Genomic DNA, 25,691 nt, shown 5'->3' on the forward strand with positions numbered 1-25,691 from the left:
TCAGATCAGGTCCGGTTCAGTATCCATGCGATGTAAATTACGGCTTGATGAACATCGCGTCGCCATATGAAAAAAACTTGTACCGCGCTTCCACTGCCTTTCGGTAGGCGGCGAGCATTCGCTCTCGACCGGCAAACGCACTGACGAGAACGAGCAGACTGGACCTTGGCAAATGAAAATTCGTGATCAACCCCTCAACAATTTTGAACTCGAAGCCAGGATAGATATACGTATCCAGCCACCCTTTGAACGGTTCAAGCCGACCCTTTATGGCTGCGATCCCTTCGAGCGTCCTCATGGATGTCGTACCCACGGCTATGACCGGATTTCCATCCTTTTTGGCTTTGCAAATCATTTCCACGCAATGCTCGTCAATTTTCACGTATTCGGAATGCATCGTATGATTTCGGATATCCTGTTCACGAATTGGGCTGAAGGTTCCATAGCCAACATACAACGTAACCTCGGCCCATGAATGGCCCGCGTCCAGCAATTTGTCCCGCATCTCCCGGGTGAAGTGCAATCCGGCGGTCGGTGCGGCTATGGATCCCTTTTCTGCCGAGTCGGCATAGATCGTTTGGTAACGGTCCGAATCTCCCGCATCTGGTTTGCGGCGAATGTACGGTGGCAGGGGCATCTCGCCGGCTTGATTCAGAATACTTTCCAGACTATTTCCGTTCCAATGCAGTATTACCTGACAATGCCCAAATCTTTGTTTTTCTATCACTTCAACAGTAAGCTGGCCGAAGTTTATTTTTTTTCCTTCCTTGAATTTTTTACTCGGCCGAAGGAGCGCTGTTGCGCTAACTTTGCATGATGAAGCAGTTTTCACCAAATTTTGCTGTAAAAGGTCCAGCGGCGTTAGCAAAAGCATTTCCAGCTCGCTGCCCGTCTCTGTCCTGGCTCGGATTCTAGCCGGTACCACCGTGGAATTGTTTACGACGATAAGGCTTTTTTTAGATAAATGGTCTAGAAGTTCGGCAAACGCGCTGTGTTGAACCGAAGAATCTTGCCTGGAGACAACCAGCAACTTGGAATCGCCTCTCCGCAGAGGAGGAGATTGAGCGATTAATTCTTCTGGCAGATGATAATCATAATCATCCAGGAAAAACTCTTTACTTGTGTCACGCACTGATTCAATATACTTCATCTTTTTCTTGAATCCCGTTTTTAGTTGAGTTACCTTTCTATCAATTTAATTGATTCATCAATGCCTTATGGAGAATACCATGAAAATGTTTCCTCATCTTGTTCTCGCAATGCTGCTTTTTTTCCTTGTTTCCTGTTCCGGCAAGCTTGTCGCTTCAGAAAATGATGTCTCAGATTCTCAGGTAACATTCAAAGGTTCAGCTAATTATTATTACGATTTTGACGATATTCTTGTACCTCGGGACATGGAACTTCAGCCTCGATCGTCTTTTGTCGTTGAAACGCCCGGTGTCAAAGCCGGAGTCCTTGTCTTCAAGGGCAGAGTTGATCCCGTTTCGTTGACTTCCTTTTTCACCAACAACATGCTCAAGGACGGCTGGCAAATGAGCAGTTCATTTCGCTATCAGAGAGCAATCATGGTTTTCACCAAGCCTGACAGGGACTGCATCATCAATATTCAGGACGGTCGAATAACCACGACAATGGAGATCTGGATCGCACCCAAGGGCAATGTCGCCGCTGGCCCGGTTCGACACGAACGGACATTGACCCAATGAATTTCAGTCATACCGACTTCACGGGCTTTTCAGGGACAAGAGTTCATCTTGGCGTCTGCGGCAGCATCTCGGCGTTTCGGGCCGTGGACATCATGCGTCGATTGCAACGTGCGGACATTACAGTCGGTGTGACGTTGACCAAGGCGGCGCAGGAGTTCATCCGGCCGCTTCAGTTCCAAGCCCTGACCTCCGGACCGGTCTATGAAGGACTTTTTGCAGCGAATCAAGCTGAGTATGCGCATCTTGAACCTGCCCAAAACGCCGATGTCCTGCTCATTGCCCCATCAACGGCCAACATGCTTGCCAAACATGCCCATGGCATTGGTGATGATCTTCTCAGTTCGCAACTATTTTCTTTTGCTGGCACGACAATTCATGCACCGGCAATGAATCCTCGGATCTGGTCCAACCCTGCAGTGCAAGCAAATGTCGCCGCTTTGAAAAACCGAAATGTCGTCTTCGTCCCCCCTGAAACAGGGCTAATGGCGTGCGGAGAAGTAGGAGAGGGCAGGTTGGCGGAAACTGAGGAAATATTTCTGACAACTTTAAAGACACTGTTGCCTCAAAACCTCGCCGGAAAGCGTATGCTTGTCAATCTCGGGCCAACCCAGGAGTTTTGGGATCCGGTTCGGGTGTTGACCAATAATTCATCTGGAACCATGGGGGCTTCCATCGCCTTGGCCGCATGGTTGCTGGGAGCGGAGGTCTCTGTAGTCGCCGGGCCTGTTCCTTCTTTATGGCTTCCACGTTTTCTTGACGTCATCAGCGTTTCCAGTGCGTTGCAAATGCATGAAGCTTGTCTCGACATCGCCTCAAATATGGATATTATTTGTTGTACCGCTGCGGTATCTGATTATCGTTTCTTGAACAGTCCGCGGGAAAAGGTAAAAAAGTCCGAACTCGGATCAAACCTGGTGCTTGAATTACAGCAAAATCCTGATATTCTTTTTGATATCGGCAAGAAAAGGCGATCATCCCAGTTTATCATCGGTTTCGCCGCTGAATCCTGTAATATTCAGTCTGAAGCGCTACGTAAATTGAAAGATAAGAATTTGGATCTGATCGTCGCGAATCCTGTCAACATGTCTGATTGCGGATTTGGCTCCAGTCGGAATATGGTTTTTATCGCCGATGCTTACGGCAGGCAAGAGAGTTGGCCTGTTCTCCCGAAATCAGAGATTGGAATGCGAATTGTTGAGTGGGTCATGGATTCCCAGGTGTAGGTCACTGCCAATGCCGTGTGGGTGATTTCCTTATGTTCTGGGGCTTTGATTCATAGCGTATTTTTTTGTGAACAAATTATGTTGAACAATCAACTGGAAGAAAATATTCGGATCTTTCGCGAAATGGGGTTGGCGTTTCTTTACCACCCCACTCAGGAGATGCCTTCCACTGCAGTGATTACTAAAGACATTCCCAGTCATGATCAACAGCAGGTTTATTCTGAGGCGACCTTTCCTGAACCCTTCCTTTTTTACCTTCATAAGATTTCAGATTCTGTTAAAGTAGTATGGACATACTTCGAGCTTGACCAGGACTTTCGTGGGAATCCAGATCCACAACGTTTGGAACTGTGGTATTCGATTATGAAAGCGAAGGGCTTGCAACAGCAGCACGTGGCTTTTTGGCCTATCGAACTGCATCCTTGGCACTCTGCAACGATCTCTCGATCTATAGATTTTTTTTGTAAATTTGTTAACAAGGTATGTCCAAAATTTATCTTTTGCTTCGGCTCTGCTGCTCATGGACTGTTTCATGATCATTCAAACGCGTTGTCCTTCAATACTTCCGTACCCATTATTTTTCTTCCTGGCGCCGAGGAAATGTTGCCTGATAATAAGTCTGTAAAAAGAAAAGCATGGAGCCTGATACGCCCTTTGGAAATTTAAACCATAAATCTATTCTTTAACATATATTATATCCAGAATGTCCAACATGTAAGGACATGCAATCAATCGGCACCACTGGCTTGTTTTTAACCTATGTCCGAACTTGTTTCTGTAACTTTATGAATTTTTTTCCAATTGGTTCATTTTTTACATAAAGAGTCTCTTATGCAACAAGCTTTCTTTTTCTTCATTTCTTTTTTCTTTTTTTGTTGGACTTCATTATTTCCTACCTTGACCCATGCTGATCAAGCACTGTCAATTCATACTTTGCAGATTCGTGGTTCCATCAATCCAGCCCAGGAAGATCTTTTAAAAGAAGCAATTACGAATGCCTTCAGGGAGCAGTCTTTGATGCTCGTAGTTCAACTCGATACTCCTGGAGGGCTTGGCGAAACAACAAGAAACATGGTTAGGCAAATTTTGAATGCGCCTTTGCCTGTTGCAATTTGGGTGGGCCCTGATGGATCCCGTGCCGCATCAGCAGGGGTATTCCTCGTCGCATCTTCGGCAATCGCCGGCATGAGCCCAAATTCCAATATTGGCTCCGCTCGCCCTGTAGGGGTTGGTGGCGAGGATATTCCAGAAGCTATGGCAGACAAGATCCTTAATGACTTTCTCAGCTTGGTTCGATCTTCCGCCCAAAGTCGCGGGAGAAACGTTGACTGGTACATCAGTGCCGTCACAGAGAGCGCCAATTTGACTGGTACGGAATCTGCCATGCAACGTGTTGTCGAATTTGTCGCGGTCAGCATTCCAGACTTTGTGGAGCAAATTGGTATCCGTGGTTTTGATTGGCAAAATGAAAGAATTTATTTTCAAATCGACGACGTTCAATTTATCGACATTGAACCCGGCCTTTGGTACTCCATATTATCTTGGATGCTTGACCCGCAAATCGCCTATTTCTTGTTAATGGGAGGACTCGCGGGCATCTTTTTTGAGTTGACCAATCCAGGGGCGATTTTCCCAGGTGTCCTAGGCGGACTATGCCTGTTGCTTGGGCTATACGCTCTCTCCATTTTACCGACAAATGTTGCTGGTCTCCTTTTGATCCTTTTCGGGCTTATGCTATTTGGGTTGGAACTGATGGTTACAAGCTTTGGTTTACTGAGTATTGCCGCAACCATAGCCATATTTTTCGGGTCTGTGATTCTTTTTCGCTTTGAATATGGACTTGGCGGAGTTCATATGGCTACCATACTTGTCACCACCGCAGGTATTTCGGCCTTTATGGCTTTCTGTATTTACCTAGTAGCCAGGGCCCACCATCATAAGCCTTTTACCGGACCGCATAAACTTATTGGTGGTAACGCGAGAGTCCTTCGTTGGTCAGGCCAGCGAGGCATGGTGCATTTGCATGGCGAATCCTGGAGCGCGGAAAGTCAAACTCCGATGAGCTTGGAGCCTGGTGATCTCGTAACTGTAGCTGAAGTTGACGGCCTTGTACTAAAGATAACTCATAATCAACCACATAACGATACCGGAGGATGACCATGGCTTCTTTTTTACCATTATTACTTATTGTCGCTTTTTTCCTGTTTTCTGCAATTCGGATTTTGAATGAATACGAGCGAGGCGTTATTTTTCGATTAGGACGATATGTTGCGACAAAGGGACCTGGATTGATCATCTTAATTCCAGTTCTTGACAAGATGGTCAAAACCAGCCTTCGAACTGTTGCAATGGATGTTCCGCATCAAGATGTCATCACCAAAGACAATGTTAGTATCAAGGTTAACGCCGTCATCTATTTTCGCGTAGTTGATCCTTCTAAATCAGTGTTGCAGATTGAAGACTATCTATTTGCGACGTCTCAATTGTCTCAGACCACGCTGCGAAGCGTTTGCGGAGCTGTTGAGCTTGATCAAATCTTGTCTCAGCGTGAAGAAGTTAACTTGCAAATTCAAACTATCCTTGACACGCAAACGGATGCATGGGGGATCAAGGTTTCCGGTGTTGAGTTGAAGCATGTGGATCTACCTACGGAAATGCAACGCGCCATGGCAAAACAAGCTGAGGCTGAACGTGAACGTCGCGCAAAGATCATCAACGCAGAGGGTGAATTCCAGGCAGCTGAAAAGTTGACCCAAGCTGCCGAGATTATCGCACGCAGTCCTAATGCTCTTTCACTACGCTATCTGCAGACAATGCGTGAGATGGCATCTTCCAGCCAATCCACGATCCTTCCGATCCCTCTCGATTTTCTTAAACTTATCAGTAAATAACTCTTGTATTAAAACCTTTAACCAACTTATATCCCGATGAATTTTGCAGCTCATAAAAACCAAATGCGTGAGTTGTTTGCTTCTCTTCAGCAAACTGCTGAATCGGGCGAACTGCCGACATTGAATGACGTCACTGCTTTTTTGCATTTATCTGAAAAGATGACCATGCATGCAGATGATTCTTGGCATTCCGAGGCAGAAGATTTTTTGCACTTGACCCGACAGTTGCTCATGGTTGTCAAAAAGCGGAATATTCAGGAGGCTGTCCTGCTGATTGATGCCCTCCACGACGCACAAACCTTTTGCCACAAAACCTTCAGGGTCGAAGGTTAATGTTTCACGTGAAACATTAACCTTCGACTTCTTTGCAGCGCTCCCTTCGGGTCCTGCTTGTCTTGGTATTGCCACCTTCTGAACGTCTCCAATCGTTCATGCCTTGAGAGCATTGCGTGAACTGACAGTGTATGGCATTTATGCCCCGGAACGTTTGGATGGCCAATATGGCTTCGGCATCAGTCAAGGCGAGCAGGGCCTATTCAAGTCATCATATCCATAATTATTATGTTCCTCGGCTGACGCCAGGATTGTCTCAATGTGCGGCGACGCGTGCTCATTTGTTGTGTTGGCCAGTTCTGTGCTTGCCTCCTTGTCGAGCATTGAATCATCGATGTTTGATGCAGGATCTCGTCTTGTGCCGGAAGGTCTGGCTTTGGCTGCACATGCATGCAGATGTCAACATAAGTGAATACAACTCATGCGAACATTCTGCTGTTGTCGGTTGAAAACCGCATGCGGAATTAATCTGCTGAGGGTTGTATTGATATTGAGACAATTGGTTCAATACTTAAAATTGGAAAGTGAGGAAAAGGTGGCAAAAGTCGTTGTTGTTGCCAATCAAAAGGGCGGTGTGGGCAAGACCACCACCGCGGTCAATTTGGCGGCATGTCTTGCCGTGATGGAAAAAAAAATTCTTCTGGCGGATTGTGATCCTCAAGGGAATGCAACGAGTGGCGTTGGGTGGGACAAGGCTTCACGAAAACAGAACTTGTTTTCCGCATATTTTGAGCCGGTTTGTTTCCAAGATGCCGTGCATGCAACATCATTCCCATATCTTTCTCTCCTCCCGGCAACATCTGACTTGGTGGGAGTGGAACTCGAACTTGTGGGCAGGGAAGGGCGGGAATTTTATTTACGGGAAGGGATCAAACAGATTGGCGATGCTTTTGACTATGTGATAATTGACTGCCCTCCATCATTGGGCTTGTTGACCGTGAATGCCTTATGTGCGGCACAATACCTCATTGTACCTATGCAGTGCGAGTTCTTCGCGTTGGAAGGCATGGCTCAGTTGATGCGCACTTACAAGTTGATCCGACAGCGATTGAATCCGAATTTGTCAATGCTGGGGATTATCTTGACCATGCACGACGCGAGGAGCAACTTGACCAAGGATGTAGAGAATGAGGTCAAGAGTCACTTTCCCGGAAAGGTTTTCGATACAACAATTCCAAGAAACGTTCGGTTATCCGAGGCTCCAAGTCATGGGCTGCCGGTCATCAACTATGATATCAAGTCCAAAGGCTCTCAAGCCTATCTGAAACTTGCGGAAGAATGCATCAGCCGTCTGGGGCGTGCAGGTGCAGCCTGATCAATCACACCGGGCAGCCTCTTTTTGGCTCAGTCAGACAGGCGATGCCGAAAAAGAGGTGCCAAGCCGACACTTCGGGTTTTGTTATGAAAGGTGCTGAGTCGCTACAGTTATGAACCACAAAGGCACGAGAGGCACGAAGGAAAAGCGAAGAAACGGCTTCCAGCTTGACGGCTATGTTTATATCCCGCGTATCTACTCAGCACATTTTGCTTGCATGGCATGAAGTGGTCCGGCTTGTCTCGATTTTTCGGCATCGCCTGCCTGAATGATTCAGGATTCGTTCATCGAACCATTGCCAGACGCTTGAAGCGCCAAATGCTGTTCATTTACGCAGTGGTTCGATGCTGCGAAGCCGACGAAGGAGTTGCGAGGTCGAAAAATCGAGACAAGCCGGACCGCTGGTGAGTAGTTACCATCCCGCAGGAATGGCAAGTTTTCACTTTGTGGTTCACCCCGGCAAAGTGAAATTATTCATTTGTGGCCTTTGTACCTTCGTGGTTCAAATGTTTCTCTTGGGTTGCGAGCATGGACCCGCGTTAGCTGTTGGATTGTTTTAGTCATTTGGCGGGGTGCAACTTACTTCAATGACATCCTTGAAGTGATTTTTTCTGATTCTGGCATGGCATGCGCAGCACTCAAATGATACGAGTCCGCCGAGATTCGCGGCCTTCAGGTGAAACTTGCGCGGTGTGTCATGTTGCCAATCTTCGGTTGTGATGCCGCAGTGCTGGCAATTCACGTCCTTGTCCACAGGGTAGGGGAAATCCCAGCATGCCACCAGTGTTTCCCAGTCAGCGATCGGTTCTTTGACCTGCTTGGGTTTTATAACTGGATTTGCGAGAGCGTTCTTGATGGGATTATCAAGTTGATCCCAGAGCGATGAGGGGATAAAGACTCCTAGACGTTTTCCAGATGCATCAAATGCATGAATGATCGAGTTTTCAGACATGGGAACTCCTTTAGAAAATTATTGTTACGCCTCGAAAAGAGATTATCTTTTTGGGTTTCATGTCAAGTCAATGGGAGAAGATAAATGGCCTTACGCGGATTGGGGAGAGGGCTCGGTGCCTTGCTCGGCGAGGAAAGCCAGGAACAGGGGCTTCTTTCACGTGATTCTACCTTGATTTCCGTAGATGCTCTACATCCAAATAGATACCAACCTCGAAAAACATTTTCACAGGAATCCTTGGCGGAGCTGGCATCTTCAATCAGGGTCCATGGTGTCTTGCAGCCGGTAATCGCTCGTGCAGGCCAAGAGGACGGCACGTATGAACTCGTTGCTGGAGAACGACGTTGGCGGGCTTCAAAAATCGCAGGATTAGTGGAAATACCGGCGATCATCCGCGAAATGAGCGACAGGGAAAGCCTTGCTCTCGCGTTAATAGAAAATGTGCAACGCGAAGATTTGAATGCCATTGAGCAGGCGATGGCGTTGCAACAACTGCAAACCGAATTCAAGGCGACCCAAAACGATTTGGCGGAGCGGACAGGTTTGAGTCGCTCCCACATTACCAACCTGCTGCGGTTGTTGCAGTTACCAGATAATATTCAACGAGATATTCAGCAAAATATTTATACTGCCGGACATGGCAGGGCGTTGGCAGCCATCACGGATCCTGAGTATCAGAACATCCTTCGAAAGAGAATTGTGGATTTTGGTCTTTCAGTACGCGAATGTGAGCAGCATGCCGCGTACTGGAAATGCAATGGATGCTTCACGTTTCAAGGCAAGCAGGACTGTGTAAAGAAATCCGATACGCAAAACCTCTTGCAAATGAAGTATGAGTCTGTGTTGGTCAAGGAGATCGGAATCAAAAAAATCACTCTCCGAGGTTCGGAAGAAAAGGGCACCATGTCGATGAGTTACGGCTCCCGTGAGGAGTTTGAACGGTTGCTGACGAAACTGGGTGTAAATGGAGAACGCATAAATTCATGAGCAGTAGCTATGGATATTCCGCGCGGAGACACAGTCAGCTCGGATCAATTCAGCAGAGGCTCAGCCTGCCTTGAATTCGGCCTCGCAACATTTTCCAGAGAGATTATCAATTGATGGAACATCAAGATAAAGCAGCGATCAACATCACACGGGAAGCGTTGCTCGCGGCGATTGAAAACATGACGAAGAACAAGGTCGTGATCGTTGGCGATGTGATGCTTGATGAGTATATCTTTGGTTCGGTGGAGAGGATTTCTCCGGAAGCCCCGGTGCCGGTGGTCTGTGTGGAGAACGAGGAATATCGGCTCGGGGGGGCGGGAAATGTGGCCAAAAACATAACCACCCTCGGCGGCAAGGTTCAACTGTTCGGTTTTCTTGGCCAGGATCAGGCTGCAAAACGCATCTCGGACATGTTTGCCGCACATGCAATAGATGATTGTTGTGTCAAGGAATGTGATCGGCCGACAACACGGAAAACGCGGATCATCGCTCAGCAACAACAGGTGGTGCGTGTGGACCGGGAGTCCTCCTGCATTCCTTCGGATGGAGGAATGCGGCATCTGTTGCACGGCGTGGCGGAAGCAATGCGCACCAGCTCAGTTTTGATCATATCCGATTATGGCAAAGGGCTCATTACTGGCTCCGTGATGGACGAGATTCGATTGATTTGCGAAGCGTTGGAGCACAAGCCGCGAATCATTGTTGATCCCAAGCCCAGGAACTTTCCTTTCTATAATGGGGTCACCATGTTGACTCCGAATACCAAAGAGGCAGGCATCGATTGGCATCTCGCGGCGGGGAGACAAAAGAACGAGGAAGCCATAAATGAAGAAATCTTCGCCGTCGGCAACCGTCTGATGCGCGAGCTGCAAAGCCAACACTTGCTCATTACCATGGGAGCGAGGGGAATGATGCTGTTCATGTCTCAACAACAGGCAATCCATATTCCGACAGCGGCTCGCAAGGTATATGACGTGACTGGAGCAGGGGACACCGTCATCGCTGTTCTCGGGCTGGCTCTGGCATCTGGCCTAGATCCTTTGACTGGCTGCTTGTTGGCAAATTATGCGGCGGGGATCGTGGTGGGCCAAGTCGGGGCGACAGCGGTAAGTCCGAAACAGCTCAAAGAAGCCGTTCTTACCTGGTCGCTTCCAGAGGTCCGTCAGATTGCATCCTGACGACTGAAATCGCACTTCTCGGCTATAAATCGTTCCGGATCGCGAAAGGTATTTGCATCATTCGCAATATCCCGCAACTCTCATGTTGCAAAACATATAGCCGCATTGTTCATACTGATATGATCAAATGGCGTTGCGCAATTCATTGGCTGCCTAATTATCGTGCATCATTTTGAGTCGGTTCGGGAGCTAAAACAAAAAAGGCTCCAACTTTTCAGTTGGAGCCATATATGACGTTTTTGGTGCCGAAGGGGAGAGTCGAACTCCCACGGAGAAACCCCCACTAGACCCTGAACCTAGCGTGTCTACCAATTCCACCACTTCGGCACGAAGAGAAGCTTCTACGCGGATTGGCTTAGGTTGGCAAGAGGTTCTGTAAATTTTATTTCAGCACAAAAGTTATGACTATTTGGCATAACGCCGACAGCGGATTTTATCATATCACGGTTGAAGGTCCCATCGCTTTCCAGTAGACATCATAGGTGCGCCTCCTGCCGAGTCATCTTCTGTTTTTTTCTGTTCGGCAGAGGCTTATACCTTTCTCATCAGGAGCATCCCCATCGCATGCAGGTTTTGCGTAGTCTTCAAGAGGCTTTGAAAAACGTTTCGAAGTCCTGCGTTACCATCGGCAATTTTGACGGCGTTCACATGGGCCATCAAAAGCTGCTTTGCCGAACCAGACAAAAAGCCGCTCTCAGCGGGTTGTCCAGCGTGGCCGTGACTTTTGAGCCGCATCCCTTGCGGGTGCTTGTCGGGGCGCATACGCCGCCGTTCATCACCCTTCCCCATCAAAAGTTGGAGGCCATCGCTACTCTGGGCATGGACTTCACCTTCTGCGTCGAGTTTACAAAAGAACTGGCCAAGCTGGAGCCCGAGGAATTCGTCTGTACCTATCTAGTCCAAGGACTGGGAATGCGGAATATGGTCATAGGCTACGACTACGCCTTCGGGCGCAACCGTAAGGGCGACTACGTCATGCTTTGCGAACTGGGGGAGCGTTATGGCTTTGACGTCGAGCAGATCGGTCCTGTCCTGATCGATGACGCGGTGGTCAGTTCTTCACGGATCCGGGACATGGTTCAGTCCGGGCTGGTGTGGGAAGTTAGACCCCTGTTGGGCAGGTTTTATCGAGTCCAGGGCAAGGTGGTGACGGGACGCAATCGAGGCGGCAAGCTGTTGGGATTTCCTACGGCCAATTTGCGACTTCTAGACGAACTGTTCCCCAAGACAGGGGCATATGCGGTCTGGGCCGAATATCTGGGGCGGACGTATCCGGCTGTGGCCAATATCGGCTACAACCCCACGTTCGGCAATGACGTGCTCTCCGTGGAAGCCCATATTCTGGACTTCGAGGAAAACATATACGACAAGGAAGTCTGCATTCATTTCGTGCAACGGCTGCGCAGCGAGCAGAAATTCGAGAATCTGGAAGCTCTGATTTCCCGCATCCAGGAAGACATCCTCCTGGCCCGCCGCATTCTCGGGTCGCCGGAAGCGCACCTAGTTGAGGCGCGACACTGCGTTTAGCAGGTTGTTGAAAATCCCGCGTCAGCGCGGCGACCAAAGGCAGCGATTGCCCTTGACAGTTGCCCAGCCCAGGGGCAGTCCGCGCCAATAGAGGCCGAATGGCCCGCTTTTATTCCGCGATGGGATTTGCCCGGCCGGAAGTTGCAGGCTCTGGCCTTGCAGAAGTCTGACCAATTCTTCGACATCATCAATGTTAACTCCGCGTTGTGGCGCATATTCCGGAAGAAGCAGGCGCAGCCGGGTGTTCAGGCGCACAACGTCGCCCTGGAGTCGGCCCAACTCATAACCCTGCCACCGGAGCCCCAGCGGGAAGTCCATTGTGCGTTCGGGCAAAAACATGATCCGTCCTTTAAAGTTGCGCACTTCGCCGGCGGGCAGGTTTGCCCAGGCAATATCTTCTGATCCTGAATACCTGCTCATATCCAAGGGCTTGCCGGGTAAATCGTCCCGGTCCGAAAGCGCATCCGGAGGATTGTCGCCCTTCTCCCGGATCAGGGCAGACAGAAAGAAGCCCTGTCCTTCGCCGGCTTCGGTGCGCACCTGCATGCATCCGCCGGTCAAGTCGGAGGTTGTACAGGAATCGTCAAATCCCGGCAGAAAATGAAGAGGCGTTGATTGCAAATCAAGTTCGGACAAGGCCCATTGGACTTGATCTTGGTTCTCTTCTGGGTTGGTTGTGCAGGTGGAATACAGGAGTCGTCCTCCTGGAGCCAGCATTGAAAATGCCTTGCGCAACAGTTCGCGTTGCAAGGAGATGAGCGGTTTGAGCTTGTGCGGGGGCCACATTTCCAAAATGCGGGGATTGCGCTCCACTGTCCCCCAACCGCTGCAGGGAGGATCGAGAAGAATATGAGAAAACAGCCCTTCCGGCAGGGGAAGGTCCTGTCCCGGATAGCGGCAAGTGGCCACATGTGTCAGGTTCAAAGCCGCCAGATTGTGGCGCAGGGTCGCCAAGCGCTGCTCATTGGGTTCATTGGCCAAAACCAGGCCCGTCGGCCCCACAAGCTGGGCCAGCAATCCCGTTTTGCTGCCGGGGCTGGAGCACATGTCCAGAACCATGGCCCCAGCGGGAGGATCGAGCAGCAGCGGGGGGAGCATGGACGAACGGTCCTGAATGTAAATCAGCCCGAATGCCGCCGCCATGGACGAACCAAGTGGCTTGGGCTGTTCGTGCACCTGATAGGCCAAGGGAGAGAAAGGTTCCGGGGAGAACACATAACCTTGGGATCGAAGCAGATCTTCCACTAGGGAAACCTGTTCGGGTTGGCAGACGATACGAAAACTTCTCGGCATTCGTCTTATGCCCTTATACGTGGCTTATGAGTGGTTATTTTTTTCATTCTAGGGACTTGCATCGTGGAGTGTTCGGCTTGCGGATGAAGGGATATTTGCTTTAGAGGGGAAAAGAGTTTATGAGAGCTATTTGTTTAAACCATAAAACGGTTGCGTGAGTCATTGTTCCAATCAGTTCCTTCAGTAAAGTCTCGGGATTCGCCCAATCATACCATTTCAGCAGCATTGTTCGCAGCCTTGTTTCAAGCGCTTGAGGTCTGCGTTCCGGAACAGCGGGCGGCAATTCTCGATGTACTGGAGCCCAGGCTGGGTTCCGTTCATGATGATTTGTCCGGCAAGGTTCGTGCCCTGCAAACTCCCGGGCTGGAAAGACAGGACAAAATTCAGGGCTTGTGGTTGCTGTATCTTTCCTTTGTAGCCTATCCTCAGGGTGATGTGCAAATCTGGATCGGGCCCGACCTGTTCAGCGATGATACAGGAAACCATCTGCGACTGATTCTGCCGGGGAAAGTATCAGCGATAATTTCAACCATGCTTGAAGATATGCGAATACTGGCGCGGGTCGTGAGCCCCTGGGCCGATGTCGTCGTCAAAGAGACTCGGCCAGGGCATGTCGTCGTGATTCTGAGCTGAAACGGACGACGTGATAATTGTTGTCGAGGTAATTGTTCAGCAGATCCAACTCCTGGCTGTTAGTTTCAGCACTGACCCAAAGTGATCACCCTTTGCCTTATCTGCCGTCTCCGAATGATCTTATCCGCGAAAGCGGGTACCGTTATCTTGCACCAAAGTGCAGAGTGGTAGTTTACTCGTTGTGAATAATTCATCCAGCCCCATTTCTTTCTCTCCCCGCCAATGAAAGGAGAATTTATGCGTTATCTGTTTCGCTTCATGATTGTTGCATTCATTTTTTTCAGCAGCGCGACATTTGCCTGGTCCCAGGCTGCCGCGGAGACTGACGAAACTCTCAAACGTTTCGCGGTGCTGCCGTTCGCGGTCCACGGACCGGATCAATATGCCTATCTCGGTCAGGGCGTACAAACCATGCTCACATCGCGTTTGAAGTGGACGGATCGGTTCGAGGACCTGGACAGGTCGACCATCGCCCAGGTCGTGGCCTCCATTCCGCGATCGCAGGAAGAAGCCCTTTCGGCACATGCTGCTTTGGGGGTGGACTATCTGATTTTCGGCAGCGTGACCATCCTGGGCGATCAAGCCAGCCTGGACGCCCACGTGGTGGATGCGCAGGGACGGGACACTCCGCAATCGGCGCAGGTCGCCTTGAACGATCTGATTCCGGCCCTGGAAGGCATGGCCAGGGAGATCAACGCGCAGGTATTTGGCAGGCCCCAGGCTCAGACTCCCCAGCAGGCCCAGGCCGCAAGTCCTGCGGGCCCTGTTCATCCCGACTTGATCTACAATGAATATGGTCCGGAGAGGACACCCTATCACCTCAATCCGGACATTCTCTACTCTGGCGCCGCGGATTCCCCGGGCCGCTGGCGCAGCCAGGCTCTCCCGTTTGCTTCACTGGGCGTGGTGGTCGGGGATGCCGACGGCAATGGGCGAAATGAGATTTTTATGCTTACGGACAACAAGGTCCTGGCCTATCATGCCGTCGACAACAGGCTGATGCCTCTGGGCGAATATGCCGCGCCTCTGCGTCTGCAATGCCTGAACATCAACCTGATGGACATCAATGGCGACGGTTTTAAAGAAATTATCGTCTCCGCCATCATGGACGAAACGCCCAGGTCCTTTATTCTGAATTTTATCGATGGCAAGTTCGTACTGGCCGAAGACCGCATTCCTCTCTATCTGAACGTGGTTCGCATACCCCCGGACTATAGGCCGACCTTGATCGGTCAGCGCAAGGGGCGCACTCGGCTGTTCGATTCGGGAGTGCATGAGATTTTGCGCATGAACGGGCAGCTTGACCTGTCGCGGGCCTTGAACCTGCCGCAGGGGACGAACGTCTTCAATTTTGCCTTCCTGCCCCAGGACGATGACTTCAAGGTTGTCGTTGCCGACAACAAGGACAAATTGCGCGTTTTTTCCTCCAACAACACATTTCAGTCCGTCACTGAAGAACCCTACGCCGGATCTTCCCTGGGGTTGGAAGTGGACGAGTCTTTTCCCGGCATCAGGCAGGATCTGGACGGAGACATGATGAGCTATTACTATATTCCGTCGCGTCTGGTACCGGTCAAGCTGGGTCAGGGCGCTTCCTGGAATCTGCTCGTGAACCGGAATATTTCTCTCTCGGCCCAGTTCTTCGCCCGGTACAGATATTTCCCACAGGGCGAAATCCACGCCTTGTTCTGGGATGGCATCAACATGAACATCAACTGGAAGACGCGTCGCATCCGCGGAACCGTGGTGGATTACGGGCTGGCCGATGTCATGAACGATGGCAGAACCGAACTGTTCGTGCTTGTTAACACCCACCCCGGCGCCACCGGTTTCACGCAGCGCCGCACAGTTTTGCTTTCCTACACCCTGGATATGGATGCGGAAATGGAAGAGGGGTTCACGCTGGACATGGGGCTGAACTAGGGGAGCAATCGCTACCGCAAAGCAGGCATTCCCATGGCCGCGGTTCAATTCTGGAAGGTGAGCAGAGCCGAGGCGGGACAGAAGCTGCTCCAGTTTCTGCGCCGCCGCCTGGAGGGAGCCGTCCCCCCTCCGGCTTTACAACGTTGGATTCGCACCGGCCAGGTGCGTGTAGACGGGTCCCGGGCCAAGCCCGGGACCCGTCTAGAAGAAGGGCAGGAGATTCGCGTTCCTCCCTATTCCGTTGAACAAGCAGCACCGCCAGGTACACCGGGGATGAGTGCTTCAGCCAAACTCAAGCCGGTTGTCGTCCATGAAGACCATGACCTGCTTGTTTTGGCCAAGCCGCAGGGCTTGCCCGTCCATGCCGGCACTGGACATCATGACTCCGTCGCCGCCGGATTGGCCGTTGAATTTGCCCACAGTTCATGGAAGCCGACCCTGGTCCATCGCCTGGATCGCGATACATCCGGCCTGCTGGTTGTCGCCAAGACCTACTCCTGCCTGCGCATGCTGCACGATCAGTGGCGTGCGGGGCTCGTCAACAAATCGTACCTGGCCTGGGTTCACGGGGCGACTTACTGGTCGACGCCGACTCTTCTAGAAGATGCGGCGAGAAAAGTTCAAAGCGACGTTGGGGAAAGAATGGTCGTTGGGGACGGCAAAACCTGCCGTTCCCTGGTTCGCACCATCCATCATTCAGAATCCTGCAGCCTGGTGCTGATTGCACCCATCACCGGACGTACCCATCAAATTCGGGTCCAGCTCTCCAGCCGGGGCCATCCCTTGATCGGTGACCGTAAATACGGCGGGCCACCCCGCCCCTCAGGCATGCTGCTGCATGCCTGGCACATCCGTTGGCCTGGCCAGGAGTTTCAGCTTTTGCCGGACTGGCAGGGGACCTGGGCAATTTCTCGGATTGCTTCCGAGGCCGTGTTGCTGCAAAGAACCAGGGAGCTTATTGCAATGCCGGGGAAGGTGGATTGGGATTGCGGGACAGGTGGGGGCTAAAAGGTCCGGGCCGCGATCCATCCTCCGGAGATGAAGGCCGCCAGGGAGCTGCCCAGGTTGACCAGGGCCACAACGAGCAGGATCCGGCAAAGCGGATTGGTCCAGAAGCCTTTCAACGTCGTGATGGCCTGGGGGAGATCTTCAAGGTCCGCCACGGTGGGGCGCCGGATCACGGCCTGGACGAAACCGGCCACGAATCCGGCGGCGATCATCGGATTGAGGCTGGTAAACGGAGAAGCGACCATGGCCGTGAGTATCGTCAACGGATGGGCCCAGGCCAGAACGGCACCCAGTCCGGCCAGGACGCTGTTCAGGCCGATCCAGATGAATGCCGATTCCATGGCATGGCTCTGACCTTCCTTGAAAAACCCCCACGCTATCAGGGCGAGAATGGCGATGGGAATGGCCCATTTCAGAAATTTCGCGATGTTGGTCTTGGGCGGTAAAACCACCAGGGGAGTCAGGTCGATGTCCTGGTGGATGTGAGCTTCAATGCCGCTGACATGGCCGGCGCCGACCACGGCCACAATTGTTTTTCCGGGGGCCTGACGAATTTTTTGGGCCAGGTAGACGTCGCGCTCATCAATCAAACGCCGTTTGACCTGGGGAAACTCGTCCGCGAAAGCATCCATCAGGATTTCCAACTGGTCTTTCTTCTTCAAGGATTCCACGACCTGATCATCGATCTTGCCGGCAAACAACAGCCCCATCAGCAACTGCCCGACCATCTTGAATTTTTCCAGAAATCCCAAATGCCGCCATGTTCGCTTCAGGGTAATTTCCACTTCCCGGTCCGCGAGAACCAGTTGCGCCCCTGTCTCCTTGGCCAGGCGGACTCCCTCGGCCATGTCCGCTCCCGGCTGGATGCCGAGCTGATCGCCCAGCTTGCGGTAGAACGAGGAAAGTATCAGCTGGGCCAAAAGAAAGGGAGTCTTGCGTTCACGGATCACACGCATGATGTCCATCTTGCGCCATCCGTCCCGGTCGACGATGGCGCGGTGGCGGGAGGCGCAGAGTTCAACGCAGATGGTGTCCGGGTGGACAGCTTCGACGGTTTGGCGGACATCCTGTACGCTTTGCTTGGAAACATGGGCCGTGCCAACTAGGTACACGTCTCTGTCGTCAACACGGACATGTTTTACGCAGGAAGGCAGTTCAAGGGGCTCAGCCGGGGAATTTTGTACTTGATTCATTGTTCGGAAAATGGAGAAATGTTCTGCCGGGAAAAAGATTTGGGGGAATAGCGGAAAAAATAATTATCTACACCGGGCGGCAAATGAGAGCAAGCGGGTGGGATGACGAATTCTTGACCATCACTGGTTTGGATACAATAATTGAGTCTGGATGTTCCACACAATACAGCATTCTTGCCTTGACATTTTTCCAGAGATTGACCAAACACAGCGCATGTGAACTTTATCGCAAAGGAGCGCACTCATGGGCATCACTGAAATTATTCCCACTTTGATCAGCAACGCAGCCAAGGAAGCCGATTTGTCCAGCGTGATCGGCGTCGGTTTCATTTTCACCTACCTGACCATCATTGTCGTCACCGCACTTGTTCGCATCAAGCAGGGCAAGCACATGGATCACTGATCCATCGGCGACGATGTCCTGACCTGAGCTTCATCAGGACCTGATCTCCATCAAAGCCGGGCATTCCTGCCGGATTCATGCAGGATGTTCGGCTTTGCAACCGACGGGAGCCGCCATGAACGTGATCCTTCGGTCCTCACGGGAAGAGGCTGTCGTTCGTGACCAACGCCTCCCCCTATTCACTTCCGGTTCCCCGAAGAGTTTCGCCGGCCCTTGTTTTATCATTGACCAAGGGGCAATGCCCACCGTGGGTTCCGTGCTGACAAGCCCGGACGATGCGGCGAGCGTCCAGGTCGTGAGCAAATTCTATTGGGCGGAAGATTCAGAAGACCTGCCAAGCATTGAGAGCTGCTGGGTGAGGATCTTGAAGGATTTTCATGCGGATTCCCTTGCCTTGCCCTGGACGGTTGCGAAGCAGGGATACGCTTTGGCCTGGGTTACCCTGAGCGACAAGGGCTATGTCGGCGCCAGGGAAGATCAGGCCGGGCCCTTGATTGCCGAGCTGGTCGGCGGGGATCTTTCCGTGGCTCTGGTGCAAGGATATCTGATCCCGGATGACCCGAGGCGACTGCGTTCGCTCCTTGTGGGGCTGGCCCTGGAGCAGCAGTTCGACCTGGTCCTGACCACCGGAGGGACCGGAGTCGGTCCTCGCGACATCACCCCGGAAACGACGCTGTCGGTAATTGAGAAGCGGCTTCCGGGAATGGAAACGGCGATGCTCCAGACGGCATTGCTGAAAACAGCGCACGCCGTTATCTCCAGGGCCGTTGTCGGCACGCTTGGTCAAAGCCTGATCATCAATCTGCCCGGTTCTCCCAAGGCGGTCCGTGAAAATCTCGGCGCGCTTCTCCCGGCTCTTCGTCATACCTTGGCCAAGCTCCAAGGCGATCAGTCCGACTGCGCGCAAGTCTGCTGAAGGCGCGCGAATTCCAAGACGAGCATTTCATTCTCTAATCCCGATTGGCATCTTCCATGTCCAGTGATCTGTTTCGAGCCGATCTTCACATCCATTCGCGGCATTCTCGCGCCACGAGCCGGAACCTCTCGCCCCGGCTTCTCGCGGCCTGGGCCCGGGTCAAGGGGTTGGATGTGGTGGCCACCGGTGACTTCACCCACCCCGGATGGCTTGCGGAACTGGAAGACGATCTGGAAGAAGACGGATCGGGACTGCTGGTTCCCAGGCAGCCCGTTGATGTCGCCGCTGAAATCCCCTGGCTGGAAGCCGTCCCCCCGGTATCCCGAACGCGGTTCATGCTTTCCGCGGAAATCAGCACCATCTACAAACGTGGGGACAAGGTTCGCAAGGTCCATCACCTGGTTTTTCTGCCCGGTCTGGAGCAGGTCAGAGCCCTGAACTTCAAGCTGGCCCAGATCGGCAACCTGGGATCGGACGGTCGGCCCATTCTGGGGCTCGATTCCCGCCACCTGCTGGAAATGGTCCTTGAAACCCATCCCTTGGCCTTTCTCGTCCCCGCCCACATCTGGACGCCCTGGTTTTCTTTGTTCGGCTCCAAATCCGGCTTCGACACCATCGAGGAATGCTACGGTGATCTGGCTTCGGAAATTTTTGCCCTGGAAACCGGACTGTCTTCGGACCCGGCGATGAACTGGCAATGGAGCGCGCTGGATCGATTCCGGATGATCTCCAATTCGGATGCCCATTCCGGGGAGAAACTGGCTCGCGAAGCCAACCTGTTCAGTGGCGAGCCGAGTTACGAGGGGATTTTCCGGGCCTTGCGCGGCGAAGGGCAGAGCCACAAATTCTTGGGTACCGTGGAATTCTTTCCCGAAGAGGGGAAGTATCATCTGGACGGACACCGGAACTGCAATGTGGTGCTGGACCCCAAGGAATCCAAGGCTCATCAAAACATTTGCCCGGTATGCAACCAGCCTTTGACCCTGGGCGTATTGCACCGCGTTCTCGAACTCGCCGACCGGGGCCTGCCTCTGCAGCCGGAGAACCAGCCGGATTTTCATTCCCTGGTGCCGCTCAACGAGCTGATTGCCGAGATCGTGGGTACGGGCCCGGCCACGAAGCGGGTGCGCAACGAGTACTCCCGGCTGGTCGCCTCACACGGATCGGAACTGCACATTCTCGGTGAATTGCCGCTGGACGAGCTTCGTCGCAACAAGCCGCTCCTGGCCGAATCCATCAGCCGCATGCGCCAGGGAAAGGTTCTTCGTCAATCCGGTTTTGACGGAAACTACGGCAAGATCTCCATGTTCACGCCACAGGAGCAACGTGAATTCCTGCGCGGACGGTCCTTCTTCATCCCTGAGCCGACAGCGGCTGCCTCTCCCGAGGTGGCGGCCCAGACCGCGGCGCCATATTCAGCCACGGAGACCCAAATTTCGGATCACCCGGTTCAAGACGCCGCACCCGTTCTTGTGTTCAACGAAGAGCAGGATCGGGCCCTGCGGGCCGGGCCGCATCCGGTTCTGGTACTTGCCGGACCAGGCACTGGAAAAACAAGGACATTGATGGGCAGAATCGCCCATCTGCTGCGCCAGGGAGTTCATCCGCGACGGATGCTGGTGGTCACGTTCACTCGTCGCGCCGCCCAGGAACTTCGCGAACGACTGGTAAACATGCATGGAGAGGACGAGGCCATACCCCAGGCTGATACGCTGCACGCCATGGCTTATGAAACCTGGACCCGCGTCCAGGGCGAGGCGCCGGTCCTGCTCTCCGACGACGCAGCCCGGCGCGTTTTTGCCGCGGCCAACCCCGAGTTGACTTCCGCTCAGCTTAAGCAACTGTGGGATGAACTTTCCCAGGCCAGGGAACGGCGAAGTTTATCCGAAAACATAACGGAACCCGCCGATCGCTATGCTCGCCAAAAACAGGACTGGAATTTGGTGGACTATAGCGATCTCCTGGAATTCTGGCTGGCACATGCCGCGAACGATCAGACTTCCAGCCCTTATACGCACATTCTGGTGGACGAGGTCCAGGATCTTTCACTCCTGCAATGGGAGTTGCTGCAACACCTGTCCCCGGCGGACGGCGCAGGGTTCTGGGCCATCGGGGATCCTCGTCAATGCATATACGGATTCCGGGGCGCCGTGCCGGATATTGCTGACGCCATGCAATCAAAATGGTCGAATCTGGAAACCATTCCCCTGAACGTCAACTACCGTTCGGCCTCAAACCTGACGCAACTCTACCGCGGATTGTTCCCTGAAGAACAGGCAATGCAATGCCATGACCAGTCAAGCGGGCGAATTGCGCTGTTTCAAGCTTCCACCGACATGCGGGAAGCTGCCTGGATTGCGGGACAGGTCCGGGGACTTCTTGGCGGGACGGGACACTGGGAATCGGATCATGGGCGGCACGGGTGCCTCAGTCCCGGCGACATCGGGATTCTGGTGCGGATGAAGACTTTGATTCCCGCGGTAATGCAGGCCTTGCAGCGGGAGGGGATACCCTGCTCAGCCCCGGAAGCCGAACCCTTCTGGAAAGAACCCCGGGTTGCGATTCTGCTCCAGGCGGCGTCCGGAATCCTCGGACTTGGCGGAATGGAAGAAGGAGCTTTGCAGTGTCCGCAACAGGTGGTCGTTCAAGGTCCGGTGGCCCTTGCGGCGCATCTTCAGGATGTGATGCCGTTTGACCGGCTTTTCTGGCAAGGCAAGGAGTTCCTGGCCCTCAAAAAGGCCTATGCACGACATCAAGGCTGGGCGGGACTGCTGACCTGGATCAATTTCCAGGCTGAATTGGAACTTGTTCGAAGCCGCGCGGAAACGGTACAGGTGATGACCCTGCATGCATCCAAGGGACTGGAGTTCGAGGCGATCTTTCTGCCGGCTCTGGAAGACGGTTTGCTGCCCATGATCGGTCTGGACCTGTTTGGAGGGTCAGGCGGGAACACAGCCGGCGTCTCGAATATTCCTGCCGGTCGCCAGACGGATCTGGAAGAAGAGCGCAGGTTGTTTTACGTGGGGTTGAGCAGAGCCAAGCGATGGTTGTTTCTCAGCCATGCCGGAAAACGGAATCTCTTCGGGCGGAGCCTGAGACTCAAGGCCTCCCGTTTTCTCGAGAACTTTCCCAAAAAGGGAATCCAGCGCAGTAAAACCGTAGAGCAGACCGTACGCCGCCAAAAGCGCATTTCCCTCTTTTCCTGAACGGGGAAGCACGGCTTCCTAAAACCGTCGCAAGAGCCGGCACATTCTCATTGCAAGAATGAAGTGGTCCGGCATGATTCGATTTTTAGTTGCCGGTTGTATGATGAAGCCAGGCTTCGTTCCTCGAGCTATTGCCCTGAGGGCTGATGCGCCAAAATTGGTATTTGCGCAAGCGGCTCGATGCAAGAAGCCGGCGGGAAATTTGTATTCTCAACAACGCAGTTGATTCTCTCGTTCTGAGAAAACGGGATAATGTTATTACGGGAGTCGCTCGGGCATTATGAGAAACGGAGTCTCAAACCCGTACTGAAGTGCAATTGAAAGGGAGCGAGGGAATCTGATCTGAGTCAGGAAGATGCGCTACTGAAGCTAGAAAAATCGCAGGGCACGGTAGATGAGACGTTCGTAGACCGTGCATACCCTTTGAGCCGTGCAGGTGTCGACGCCGATTTCGCGTAGCCTGCAGTATACGTGCAAGGGGTTAAAATAATGTTGAAAAATAATACGAACTTTGCGCATTCCTGGATGGCCTTTCGTTTCAGTGACGAACTACATGTAGATTTTGATCTCTGTATGCAACTGCAACGTATGTGCCATGTCTTGCTCATCAAACCTTGCGCATGGAATCTATTGCTGTAAAATATACTTTGTGTCAATCACCTTGCGCCATGACAGGTAAACAATTCGGCAGTATGGAAGTACGCTCATTTCTTCAAATCAAGAACATCCTGCAAAAGTGCGAGCAATAATTGCCGCTCCGTCCTTTGTCTGGCCGGAGCACATTGCCGGCAACTGCCTGCGTCTCTGCGAACATGTCGATGAAGTCGGCCTGCTTTTCCTGGAATCACAAACCTGCCTGGCCTATACCGATCATGACCTGCCGAAGTTTCTTGGGGAGACAGGGCTGCGGTTTCATGTTCACTTGCCCTTGGACCTGCCATGGTGCGAAGGACCGGAGCGCGTCTGGCAGGTTATCTGGGGGCTTCAAAAGAAAGCGGCATTTCTCAATCCCTGGGGGGTCGTACTGCATCCGCCCTCTATGGTCGGTATCCGATCTCTTCAAGAGGAGGTCATCGATCCGCTGGCAAGCGTTGCGGATCAGTGGTTGCAATCTGGGGCACAAGCTGAAAGTCTGCTCTTGGAGAATACCAGGGAAAATGACCTGATCGCCTTGTGGCCATTGATTCAAGCGCTCAAGCTGGGTATTTGCCTTGATTTGGGCCATCTGCTCGCCTATGGTCAGGGAATGCACAACATCCCCGGTGTATGGCCGCATGTGCGAATGGTTCATCTCAGCGCACCGGGGCCACATGGCGAGCATTTTTCTTTGCGAAAACTGGATGATCGTGGCTTTGCTCTCATGCAGGAAATCCTTCGTCAGATCGACCCGGGTTGTGTGTTGATGGTGGAAGTGTTTGACCCAAAAGATTTTCTAGAATCACTCCATATCCTTCTAGCCCTGATAGGTTCCGAAAATGATCACCCTGATTCTCGGCGGTGAAAAATCCGGCAAATCCGGCTGGGCACTGCAGCATCTGCTGCAAGCCCCGGGGTCACGCCTGTTTGTCGGCACGGCCAGAGCCCGTGACCTTGAAATGCGTCGGCGCATCCGGGAGCATCGCCGTGATCGCCCCGCGCATTTGCCGGCCCGGGAGGCCGACATCGACCTGCCCGCCATCCTGTCTCAGGAAGTCCCGCAGCATGGGGCGATCCTGGTTGACAGCCTGGACTTCTGGCTTTTCTCCTGCGTCCAGACTGATCAGGAGGAGTTGCTTCGCGAAAACCTGCTGGATTGTCTGCGCAACACAACACCCACGACGCATTTAATCCTTGTCAGCTCGGAAATTGGTTTTGGACCGATCCAGGCAACTCCACAGGCTCGGTCCTTTGTGCGTTCCCTGGGCCTGCTCAACCAGCAGGTGGCTGCTCTCGCGGACGAAGTCGTAATGATCGTGGCCGGGTTGCCTCTCTGGTTGAAGGGAAGGAATTGAAATGGGTTATTTTCGTTCATTGGAAGCCAAGCTGGAGGTACTGAGCGGATTGTGGCGCAAATCGGATCGCTGGTTGATCATGATGAACGCCGATCCCGATGCATTGGCTTCAGCTCAGGCCTTGCGCCGAATCATGGCCAGAAAAGTGGCCGCGGTGGACTGTGCTCAGGTGAACGAGATTTCGCGTCCGGACAATCTGACCATGATCAAGTCCCTGCGCATCCCGACACAACGACTGACTCCGAACCTCGCCGTCCAGTACGACCGGTTCGCCCTGGTGGATTCCCAGCCGCACCATCATCCAGCCTTTCGTGAACATGCATTTTCGGTGGTCATCGATCACCACCCGCTGGTTCCGGATAATCCCGTGGAAGCTGAATTCAAGGATATCCAGCCCGGATACGGCGCCACCAGCACCATGTTGACGGAGTATCTCTACAACCTGAAGATCCGGCCCGGAGAGTTGCTGGCCACGGCTCTGCTCTACGGCATCAAGACTGATACCCAAAGTTTTGAGCGTCAGTTTTCAGATATCGATGTGCGTGCCTTTCGCTACCTGAGCAAGTTCGGCAACCACAACTTGCTTCGCAAGATCACGCGCAGTGAATTTCGGCTGGACTGGCTGAAATATTTCTCGCTGGCCTTTCGCAAGCTCAGGGTGAGCGGTCATTGCCTCCATGTGTTCATGGGCCGTCTGGACTCTCCGGACATTCTGGTCATCCTCGGGGACTTTTTCCTGCGTCTTTACGGCATATCCTGGACCGTGACCTGCGGCATCTGCGACAGCACCCTGATCCTGATCTTCCGGGGAGACGGGCTGCATCGGGACATGGGAAAGCTGGCCGCCAAGCTGTTCGGCGATGTTGGATCGGCCGGAGGACACGCGACCATGGCCCGGGCGGAAATTCCGCTGGAAAATATCGGTGATCAAGAGCCGGAGGATTTCATTCTGCACCGCCTGTGCCCCTCGAAGGTCCGCCCTCTTGCCGTTCCTGTCCAATCATAGAGAACCC

At 52.7% G+C, this 25,691-nt stretch carries 22 protein-coding genes, 1 tRNA gene and 1 pseudogene; 19 read left to right on the forward strand and 5 right to left on the reverse strand.

Features of this window, described 5'->3' with window-relative positions:
- Nucleotides 1-37: 37 nt before the first annotated feature.
- Nucleotides 38-1,150: a tRNA preQ1(34) S-adenosylmethionine ribosyltransferase-isomerase QueA gene (gene queA / locus BLP93_RS04010; RefSeq protein WP_092117463.1), complete on the reverse strand. Its 1,113-nt coding sequence runs from the start codon at nucleotides 1,148-1,150 to the stop codon at nucleotides 38-40.
- 79 nt (nucleotides 1,151-1,229) lie between these two features.
- Between queA and BLP93_RS04015 the strand changes: the two genes are divergently transcribed.
- The 7 genes from BLP93_RS04015 (at nucleotide 1,230) to BLP93_RS04045 (ending at nucleotide 7,468) form a co-directional block, all read left to right on the forward strand.
- Nucleotides 1,230-1,706, forward strand: a complete 477-nt coding sequence (locus BLP93_RS04015; protein WP_092117465.1) for a hypothetical protein — start codon at nucleotides 1,230-1,232, stop codon at nucleotides 1,704-1,706.
- Complete coding sequence (coaBC, locus tag BLP93_RS04020) at nucleotides 1,703-2,929, forward strand: bifunctional phosphopantothenoylcysteine decarboxylase/phosphopantothenate--cysteine ligase CoaBC (protein WP_092117467.1); 1,227 nt, start codon at nucleotides 1,703-1,705, stop codon at nucleotides 2,927-2,929. The genes BLP93_RS04015 and coaBC overlap by 4 nt, the downstream gene beginning before the upstream one ends.
- Before the next feature lie 78 nt (nucleotides 2,930-3,007).
- Nucleotides 3,008-3,595 carry a hypothetical protein gene (locus BLP93_RS04025; protein ID WP_092117469.1) on the forward strand — a complete coding sequence of 196 codons (588 nt, stop codon included), beginning with the start codon at nucleotides 3,008-3,010 and terminating at the stop codon, nucleotides 3,593-3,595.
- 165 nt (nucleotides 3,596-3,760) lie between these two features.
- The gene (locus tag BLP93_RS04030) at nucleotides 3,761-5,086 is read left to right on the forward strand and encodes an NfeD family protein (RefSeq protein ID WP_092117471.1); all 1,326 of its coding nucleotides are present in this window, start codon (nucleotides 3,761-3,763) and stop codon (nucleotides 5,084-5,086) included.
- A 2-nt stretch (nucleotides 5,087-5,088) separates the two neighbouring features.
- The gene (locus tag BLP93_RS04035) at nucleotides 5,089-5,820 is read left to right on the forward strand and encodes a slipin family protein (protein WP_092117473.1); all 732 of its coding nucleotides are present in this window, start codon (nucleotides 5,089-5,091) and stop codon (nucleotides 5,818-5,820) included.
- A gap of 63 nt (nucleotides 5,821-5,883) precedes the next feature.
- The gene (locus tag BLP93_RS04040; RefSeq protein WP_161946187.1) at nucleotides 5,884-6,153 is read left to right on the forward strand and encodes a GAK system XXXCH domain-containing protein; all 270 of its coding nucleotides are present in this window, start codon (nucleotides 5,884-5,886) and stop codon (nucleotides 6,151-6,153) included.
- A 535-nt stretch (nucleotides 6,154-6,688) separates the two neighbouring features.
- On the forward strand, nucleotides 6,689-7,468 hold the full coding sequence (locus BLP93_RS04045) for a ParA family protein (RefSeq protein ID WP_092117868.1): 780 nt from the start codon (nucleotides 6,689-6,691) through the stop codon (nucleotides 7,466-7,468).
- A 556-nt stretch (nucleotides 7,469-8,024) separates the two neighbouring features.
- On the opposite strand, the gene BLP93_RS04050 is transcribed toward BLP93_RS04045, so the two are convergent.
- On the reverse strand, nucleotides 8,025-8,420 hold the full coding sequence (locus tag BLP93_RS04050) for a hypothetical protein (protein ID WP_092117477.1): 396 nt from the start codon (nucleotides 8,418-8,420) through the stop codon (nucleotides 8,025-8,027).
- Nucleotides 8,421-8,504: 84 nt separating this feature from the next.
- Between BLP93_RS04050 and BLP93_RS04055 the strand changes: the two are divergent.
- Both BLP93_RS04055 and rfaE1 read left to right on the forward strand, forming a co-directional pair.
- Nucleotides 8,505-9,104 (forward strand): annotated as a pseudogene (locus tag BLP93_RS04055) (ParB/RepB/Spo0J family partition protein); the annotation flags it as partial.
- A 416-nt stretch (nucleotides 9,105-9,520) separates the two neighbouring features.
- Complete coding sequence (rfaE1, locus tag BLP93_RS04060; protein WP_244148644.1) at nucleotides 9,521-10,585, forward strand: D-glycero-beta-D-manno-heptose-7-phosphate kinase; 1,065 nt, start codon at nucleotides 9,521-9,523, stop codon at nucleotides 10,583-10,585.
- 240 nt (nucleotides 10,586-10,825) lie between these two features.
- Here rfaE1 and BLP93_RS04065 read toward each other — a convergent pair.
- Nucleotides 10,826-10,912 (reverse strand) — tRNA-Leu (locus tag BLP93_RS04065).
- Nucleotides 10,913-11,149: 237 nt separating this feature from the next.
- Here BLP93_RS04065 and BLP93_RS04070 point away from each other — a divergent pair.
- A complete protein-coding gene (locus BLP93_RS04070) occupies nucleotides 11,150-12,112 on the forward strand; it encodes a bifunctional riboflavin kinase/FAD synthetase (RefSeq protein ID WP_092117481.1) in 963 nt (320 codons plus the stop codon).
- A 21-nt stretch (nucleotides 12,113-12,133) separates the two neighbouring features.
- Here the strand turns inward: BLP93_RS04070 and BLP93_RS04075 are convergent, their stop codons facing one another.
- On the reverse strand, nucleotides 12,134-13,405 hold the full coding sequence (locus BLP93_RS04075; RefSeq protein WP_092117483.1) for an RsmB/NOP family class I SAM-dependent RNA methyltransferase: 1,272 nt from the start codon (nucleotides 13,403-13,405) through the stop codon (nucleotides 12,134-12,136).
- A gap of 237 nt (nucleotides 13,406-13,642) precedes the next feature.
- On the opposite strand from BLP93_RS04075, the gene BLP93_RS04080 reads away from it, so the two are divergent.
- From BLP93_RS04080 to BLP93_RS04090, 3 genes are all read left to right on the forward strand, one after another.
- Nucleotides 13,643-14,038, forward strand: coding sequence for a hypothetical protein (locus BLP93_RS04080; RefSeq protein ID WP_139162908.1), 396 nt, complete (start codon nucleotides 13,643-13,645; stop codon nucleotides 14,036-14,038).
- A gap of 237 nt (nucleotides 14,039-14,275) precedes the next feature.
- Nucleotides 14,276-15,961, forward strand: a complete 1,686-nt coding sequence (locus BLP93_RS04085) for an FG-GAP-like repeat-containing protein (RefSeq protein WP_092117487.1) — start codon at nucleotides 14,276-14,278, stop codon at nucleotides 15,959-15,961.
- Between the two features lie 33 nt (nucleotides 15,962-15,994).
- Nucleotides 15,995-16,969, forward strand: coding sequence for an RluA family pseudouridine synthase (locus BLP93_RS04090; protein ID WP_092117489.1), 975 nt, complete (start codon nucleotides 15,995-15,997; stop codon nucleotides 16,967-16,969).
- Here BLP93_RS04090 and BLP93_RS04095 read toward each other — a convergent pair.
- Nucleotides 16,966-18,162 (reverse strand): TraB/GumN family protein, encoded by a 1,197-nt coding sequence (locus BLP93_RS04095; RefSeq protein ID WP_092117491.1) that lies wholly within the window; start codon nucleotides 18,160-18,162, stop codon nucleotides 16,966-16,968. The genes BLP93_RS04090 and BLP93_RS04095 overlap by 4 nt on opposite strands.
- A 244-nt stretch (nucleotides 18,163-18,406) precedes the next feature.
- Between BLP93_RS04095 and BLP93_RS17090 the strand changes: the two genes are divergently transcribed.
- From BLP93_RS17090 to BLP93_RS04120, 6 genes are all read left to right on the forward strand, one after another.
- Nucleotides 18,407-18,565 carry a hypothetical protein gene (locus BLP93_RS17090; protein ID WP_153304275.1) on the forward strand — a complete coding sequence of 53 codons (159 nt, stop codon included), beginning with the start codon at nucleotides 18,407-18,409 and terminating at the stop codon, nucleotides 18,563-18,565.
- A gap of 115 nt (nucleotides 18,566-18,680) precedes the next feature.
- Complete coding sequence (locus BLP93_RS04100) at nucleotides 18,681-19,481, forward strand: MogA/MoaB family molybdenum cofactor biosynthesis protein (protein ID WP_092117493.1); 801 nt, start codon at nucleotides 18,681-18,683, stop codon at nucleotides 19,479-19,481.
- Between the two features lie 56 nt (nucleotides 19,482-19,537).
- On the forward strand, nucleotides 19,538-22,687 hold the full coding sequence (locus BLP93_RS04105) for a UvrD-helicase domain-containing protein (protein WP_092117495.1): 3,150 nt from the start codon (nucleotides 19,538-19,540) through the stop codon (nucleotides 22,685-22,687).
- 736 nt (nucleotides 22,688-23,423) lie between these two features.
- Nucleotides 23,424-24,188 carry a cobamide remodeling phosphodiesterase CbiR gene (gene cbiR / locus BLP93_RS04110; protein ID WP_092117497.1) on the forward strand — a complete coding sequence of 255 codons (765 nt, stop codon included), beginning with the start codon at nucleotides 23,424-23,426 and terminating at the stop codon, nucleotides 24,186-24,188.
- Nucleotides 24,163-24,678 carry a bifunctional adenosylcobinamide kinase/adenosylcobinamide-phosphate guanylyltransferase gene (locus tag BLP93_RS04115; protein ID WP_092117499.1) on the forward strand — a complete coding sequence of 172 codons (516 nt, stop codon included), beginning with the start codon at nucleotides 24,163-24,165 and terminating at the stop codon, nucleotides 24,676-24,678. The genes cbiR and BLP93_RS04115 overlap by 26 nt, the downstream gene beginning before the upstream one ends.
- A gap of 1 nt (nucleotide 24,679) precedes the next feature.
- Nucleotides 24,680-25,684 carry a DHH family phosphoesterase gene (locus BLP93_RS04120; protein ID WP_092117501.1) on the forward strand — a complete coding sequence of 335 codons (1,005 nt, stop codon included), beginning with the start codon at nucleotides 24,680-24,682 and terminating at the stop codon, nucleotides 25,682-25,684.
- The last annotated feature ends 7 nt before the right edge of the window (nucleotides 25,685-25,691 follow it).

Origin of the sequence: Desulfonatronum thiosulfatophilum (assembly GCF_900104215.1) — a bacterium.
GTDB lineage: Bacteria > Desulfobacterota > Desulfovibrionia > Desulfovibrionales > Desulfonatronaceae > Desulfonatronum > Desulfonatronum thiosulfatophilum.

Bases quoted from the DNA above. Each gene is read 5' to 3' on its own strand.
- queA (WP_092117463.1), bottom strand. From the start codon at position 1,150: ATGAAGTATATTGAATCAGTGCGTGACACAAGTAAAGAGTTTTTCCTG.
- BLP93_RS04015 (WP_092117465.1), top strand. From the start codon at position 1,230: ATGAAAATGTTTCCTCATCTTGTTCTCGCAATGCTGCTTTTTTTCCTT.
- coaBC (WP_092117467.1), top strand. From the start codon at position 1,703: ATGAATTTCAGTCATACCGACTTCACGGGCTTTTCAGGGACAAGAGTT.
- BLP93_RS04025 (WP_092117469.1), top strand. From the start codon at position 3,008: ATGTTGAACAATCAACTGGAAGAAAATATTCGGATCTTTCGCGAAATG.
- BLP93_RS04030 (WP_092117471.1), top strand. From the start codon at position 3,761: ATGCAACAAGCTTTCTTTTTCTTCATTTCTTTTTTCTTTTTTTGTTGG.
- BLP93_RS04035 (WP_092117473.1), top strand. From the start codon at position 5,089: ATGGCTTCTTTTTTACCATTATTACTTATTGTCGCTTTTTTCCTGTTT.
- BLP93_RS04040 (WP_161946187.1), top strand. From the start codon at position 5,884: ATGCGTGAGTTGTTTGCTTCTCTTCAGCAAACTGCTGAATCGGGCGAA.
- BLP93_RS04050 (WP_092117477.1), bottom strand. From the start codon at position 8,420: ATGTCTGAAAACTCGATCATTCATGCATTTGATGCATCTGGAAAACGT.
- rfaE1 (WP_244148644.1), top strand. From the start codon at position 9,521: ATGGAACATCAAGATAAAGCAGCGATCAACATCACACGGGAAGCGTTG.
- BLP93_RS04070 (WP_092117481.1), top strand. From the start codon at position 11,150: ATGCAGGTTTTGCGTAGTCTTCAAGAGGCTTTGAAAAACGTTTCGAAG.
- BLP93_RS04075 (WP_092117483.1), bottom strand. From the start codon at position 13,405: ATGCCGAGAAGTTTTCGTATCGTCTGCCAACCCGAACAGGTTTCCCTA.
- BLP93_RS04085 (WP_092117487.1), top strand. From the start codon at position 14,276: ATGCGTTATCTGTTTCGCTTCATGATTGTTGCATTCATTTTTTTCAGC.
- BLP93_RS04090 (WP_092117489.1), top strand. From the start codon at position 15,995: ATGGCCGCGGTTCAATTCTGGAAGGTGAGCAGAGCCGAGGCGGGACAG.
- BLP93_RS04095 (WP_092117491.1), bottom strand. From the start codon at position 18,162: ATGAATCAAGTACAAAATTCCCCGGCTGAGCCCCTTGAACTGCCTTCC.
- BLP93_RS17090 (WP_153304275.1), top strand. From the start codon at position 18,407: ATGGGCATCACTGAAATTATTCCCACTTTGATCAGCAACGCAGCCAAG.
- BLP93_RS04100 (WP_092117493.1), top strand. From the start codon at position 18,681: ATGAACGTGATCCTTCGGTCCTCACGGGAAGAGGCTGTCGTTCGTGAC.
- BLP93_RS04105 (WP_092117495.1), top strand. From the start codon at position 19,538: ATGTCCAGTGATCTGTTTCGAGCCGATCTTCACATCCATTCGCGGCAT.
- BLP93_RS04115 (WP_092117499.1), top strand. From the start codon at position 24,163: ATGATCACCCTGATTCTCGGCGGTGAAAAATCCGGCAAATCCGGCTGG.
- BLP93_RS04120 (WP_092117501.1), top strand. From the start codon at position 24,680: ATGGGTTATTTTCGTTCATTGGAAGCCAAGCTGGAGGTACTGAGCGGA.